The organism is Peribacillus acanthi (assembly GCF_003073175.1).
GTDB classification, from domain to species: domain Bacteria; phylum Bacillota; class Bacilli; order Bacillales; family DSM-1321; genus Bacillus_BN; species Bacillus_BN acanthi.
This window is the reverse complement of record NZ_QBBX01000010.1, coordinates 7,783-11,905: the sequence shown is the minus strand read 5'-3', so window position 1 is coordinate 11,905 and position 4,123 is coordinate 7,783. Positions and strand designations below refer to the sequence as shown.

General features: G+C 36.1%; 3 protein-coding genes and 1 pseudogene. 3 read left to right on the top strand and 1 reads right to left on the bottom strand.

What is annotated here, in order from left to right:
• Both DBX25_RS20920 and DBX25_RS11500 read left to right on the top strand, forming a co-directional pair.
• Positions 1–226, top strand: a pseudogene (locus DBX25_RS20920) (MEDS domain-containing protein); the annotation flags it as partial.
• 600 nt (positions 227–826) lie between these two features.
• Positions 827–1,600, top strand: coding sequence for a TerC family protein (locus DBX25_RS11500; RefSeq protein ID WP_108670949.1), 774 nt, complete (start codon positions 827–829; stop codon positions 1,598–1,600).
• 468 nt (positions 1,601–2,068) lie between these two features.
• Here the strand turns inward: DBX25_RS11500 and DBX25_RS21315 are convergent, their stop codons facing one another.
• A complete protein-coding gene (locus tag DBX25_RS21315) occupies positions 2,069–3,034 on the bottom strand; it encodes an excalibur calcium-binding domain-containing protein (protein ID WP_240620257.1) in 966 nt (321 codons plus the stop codon).
• Between the two features lie 224 nt (positions 3,035–3,258).
• On the opposite strand from DBX25_RS21315, the gene DBX25_RS11490 reads away from it, so the two are divergent.
• On the top strand, positions 3,259–4,123 hold an 865-nt coding region (locus DBX25_RS11490; protein WP_240620256.1), incomplete at its 3' end, for a Gfo/Idh/MocA family protein.

The window sequence follows — 4,123 nt, the reverse complement described above, 5'->3', positions numbered from 1 at the left end:
GTGGGCGGAAAATGAGCAGATTGCCTATTATGTTGGGGAATATGAAAAAGAGGTAGACCACACGGTCATCGAGCTGGGATTGACCTCCATCTGTGCCTACGACCAAAAACGGATGCCTGAGGAGCTTAGAACCACATTATTGTCGTGTCATAGGTTCTATATGACAGATGATGAAATTTATACGATCACAAATGACCTTAAAATTAACAGATATCAACCTAGCTGAATGGGTGAATTCAAATGGGTCACCTTTTTCAATTGGTGGAATGTCGTCTTTGGCATGCCTTTTGACGAAAGAGAAAGATGTTCACAGAGGATGTGACCGACCAATCAATAGAAATAACCTATTAATGAAATGCTAATACTTTATTTTCTCGTATGTAAGTTTTATTCATACTTCAGTAATTTTAGCAAAGCTTTTCAGGAATACATTATTCATGCATTCTATTTAATAGCAACAATTATTGACTAGCAAAAAAATGGTTTGCAGGAAATGGCATTTGTGAGGGAGAATTTATTCATTGATATAAAACTAATCGAATTATAATGTGGGCTGTTTTTATGTTTGGACAAAAAGAATGTGAATTTATTCAAAGAATTGTTAAAGGATTTTCCAGATACAAATAGTAATTTCAAATACATATTGTCATTGGTTTAAATTCATCCTAAAAAAGGTAAATGATGAAGGTAAATATCAATGTTGTAAGCACTTTTCGAAAATAAACAAGATAGATTTTAGGATTTTCTTAAGTTTTTCGGATTGCCTGTAGCTTACTCGGCAACTATATTTACTAAGAAATAAAAGTTATTGATAGGAGAGAAGTGGATGGAGTCACTTTGGCTTGAGTATGCATGGGCATTATTAATTTTAATTGGGTTAGAAGGTTTGTTATCGGCTGACAATGCTCTTGTATTGGCTGTTATCGCCAAGCATTTACCAGAAGATCAGAAAAAAAGAGCCATTACATACGGAATTTTTATGGCATTCGCATTCAGATTTGCTGCCCTGTTTGCCATTTCTTTTATCGCAAACGTTTGGCAAATACAAGCGATAGGAGCAGCCTATTTGCTTTATCTAGGATTAAAACATGTCATTAAGGCCCGATTTGGGAAAGAAAATGAAAATATTCATAAGGATGTTGAAGAGGAATCTGCAGGGAAAAGTTTCTGGCCAACCGTAGGGAAAATAGCTTTAGCTGATCTAGCTTTTGCAATTGATTCCATTCTCGCTGCCGTTGCCATAGCTCTTGGCCTTCCAGACTCACCTCTTAAAGACTTCGGAGGTATGGATGGTGGGCAGTTTATAGTTGTAGTACTTGGAGGTATTGCTGGACTTGTTTTAATCAAGTTTGCAGCAACCTGGTTTGTTCAACTCCTTGATAAACGCCCAGCATTGGAAACAACAGCATATGCAATAGTTGCTTGGGTAGGGGTGAAGCTTGCTGTTATTACTTTAGCACACGAGGACATAGCAGTCTTAGACCACCATTTCCCACATAGCACAGGGTGGACTTTAGTTTTTTATGGAGTATTAGTTTGCATTGCTCTAATCGGTTGGTTTGCACCAAGCAATAATAGCTTAGAGAAAGGGAAATTATAGTAGAGTTCAAAACTAATTCATGTGGTTGTCTTCACAATGAGTATAAAATTTGACAATAGAATTGCTTATCATTATTATAGACCTTGCGCATAAAACTGGGGATCATCATCCTTTATTGGCACTTCATTTTGAGGTGCCTTTTGTTATTTAACTGAGAATTCTATAGGCACCTAGTTACTCCATAAAGCTTGAGATACTCCCAAGCATTTAGCTTTGGAATAAACATACCATTTAAGTGGAAAAACATACGATTCTATTGGAAAAAGGATAATTTGAAGAATAAAAAACCTCCCTAATCAAAAGGGAGGATCTACATAGGCTTACCAGACCTATTATAGGTATACGGTAAACCATAACTTTATTAGGGTATAAAAGAATGTGTAAAACATGGTAATAAAGATAGTTACTGTAAACAACAAACTGCGACCTAATATTAACAGGTCTTTTTTAAAAGGATAAATTATTAACTTAATCATCACAAGCCTTTCCATCACCATCACGGTCAAGTCTGTGGTCTCCAAAACCAGCTTTTATAGATGCATTCATAAAGTCTGTTGCTTCACCTTCACGGCTAAAGTCGCTGCAATCGCGATCTTCAGAATAGTTAACAGGAGGAGATTTAGGTTTTTGTTGCTGTTTCTTTTTCTCTTCTGCTTTTCTTTTGGCTTCCGCAGCAGCTCTTTCTTTTTCCATTTGAGCTTGTAGCTTGGCTTCTTCTATTTTCCTAGCTTCCGCCTCAGCTTTTTTCTTAGCTTCTACTTCGGCAAGTCTCTTTTTCTCTGCAGCTTCTTCTAGTGCTTTTTTCTTTTTCTCTTCAGCGATTTTCTTCAATCGCTCTTGTTCTTCTCGAGCCTCCTGCAATTTTTCCTCTTGTACTTTTTGGATGAATGCTATTTTTTCAAGCTCATCTTGTTTCTTCGTATAAGCTAGCATGTCATGGTACACGCAATATCCTACAGAACCAAGGAAATACAGAAGTATAACAAAAAATAATGCAGGATAGTTTCCTATCGGCTCTTTATTTTTGATTTTTTTTCGAATGTTGAAAAAGAAATAAAGTATTAATAGAAATAAGGCTATTAGATGCAACCAATTTGATTGGATACAGTGCCAAACAAACGTGAAGAACACCGAAATGGTCAGAACAGCCTGGTAGATTTCTTTCAAATGTTCAATGAGACAGAGCCCAATAAATGGCAACATGACTAGAAGTAAAAGTATAATTACCGTATTTATTCTAATTCTTGAAATGGAATCACTTTGCTTTGAACGCCACCATAAAGCAATGAATATAACAGCGATTAGTAAGATCATCCACCAAGTCGTCACGATGCATGTGATAATCAAAGAAAATAAAATAATAAATAGGAACACTGCTACTATGAAAAAAATAGTGCTTACAAATGTTTTAGTTTTAGAGAACGCTTCTTTCAATTTCAAACCACCCTATGTAAATCTATAGTTCATCTATTAGTATATTGGTATAGCAATAAATCTCAATACTAATTATTTGGTAATCTGAGGTTAAGACAGTACAAATGAATACTAAAATCTTGTTGTTTACCCCATATATGCAAACATTTGGTAAAATCAGTAATAGGAACTAATTTGAAGACTTTAGCATCATAATAATCACAAATGAGAATAGGGGAAGCATAGTGGGGATTAAAGTAGGGATTATTGGTTGTGGTTCGATTTCTAAACTACGACATGCTCCAGAATATAAAGATAATCCATATGTGGATGATATTGTTTTTTATGATAGAAATCCGGAACGAGCCATGGAATTAGCGCAAATGTTTGGTGGAAGAGTTGCCGAAACGGCCGATGAGATAATAGAAGATCCGAACATAGATGTAATAAGTGATTGCTCTTCCAATGAATCTCACCATATTTTTTCAACTAAAGCATTATTAAGTGGAAAGCATGTTTTATGTGAAAAACCAATTGCACTTACTATTGAAGAAGCAAAAAAAATAGTGGAAGCCCAAAAGAAATCTGGGAAAAAATTAATGGTCGCCCATAACCAACGATTCACGGGTGCCCATCAGAAAGCGAGAGAAATCCTTCAGAACGAGGAGCTTGGAAAAATACTTACCTTCAAAACATCATTCGGGCACGCTGGACCAGAGAGTTGGGGGGTAAATAAAACGAATTCAACCTGGTTCTTTAAGAAGGAGCGTTCTGGGCTAGGGGTAGCTGGAGATCTCGGGATTCATAAAATAGATGTAATGCATTATCTTTTAGGGGACGAAGTCGAGTATGTCAGTGCATTCCAGGGAGCATTAGATAAAATCGATGAAAATGGTAAACCGATTGAAGTATGCGATAACATCGTTTGTAGCTTAAAAACGAAAAAGGGTCGTCTTGGTACAGCCTCTTTCTCATGGACATATTACGGTGAGGAAGACAATAGTACTATCATCTATTGCGAAAAAGGGATGTTGAAAATCTACCATCATGAGGATTTTCCATTAGAAGTCATAACGAAAGACGGAGAAAAAATTCAGTATCAACTGGGAA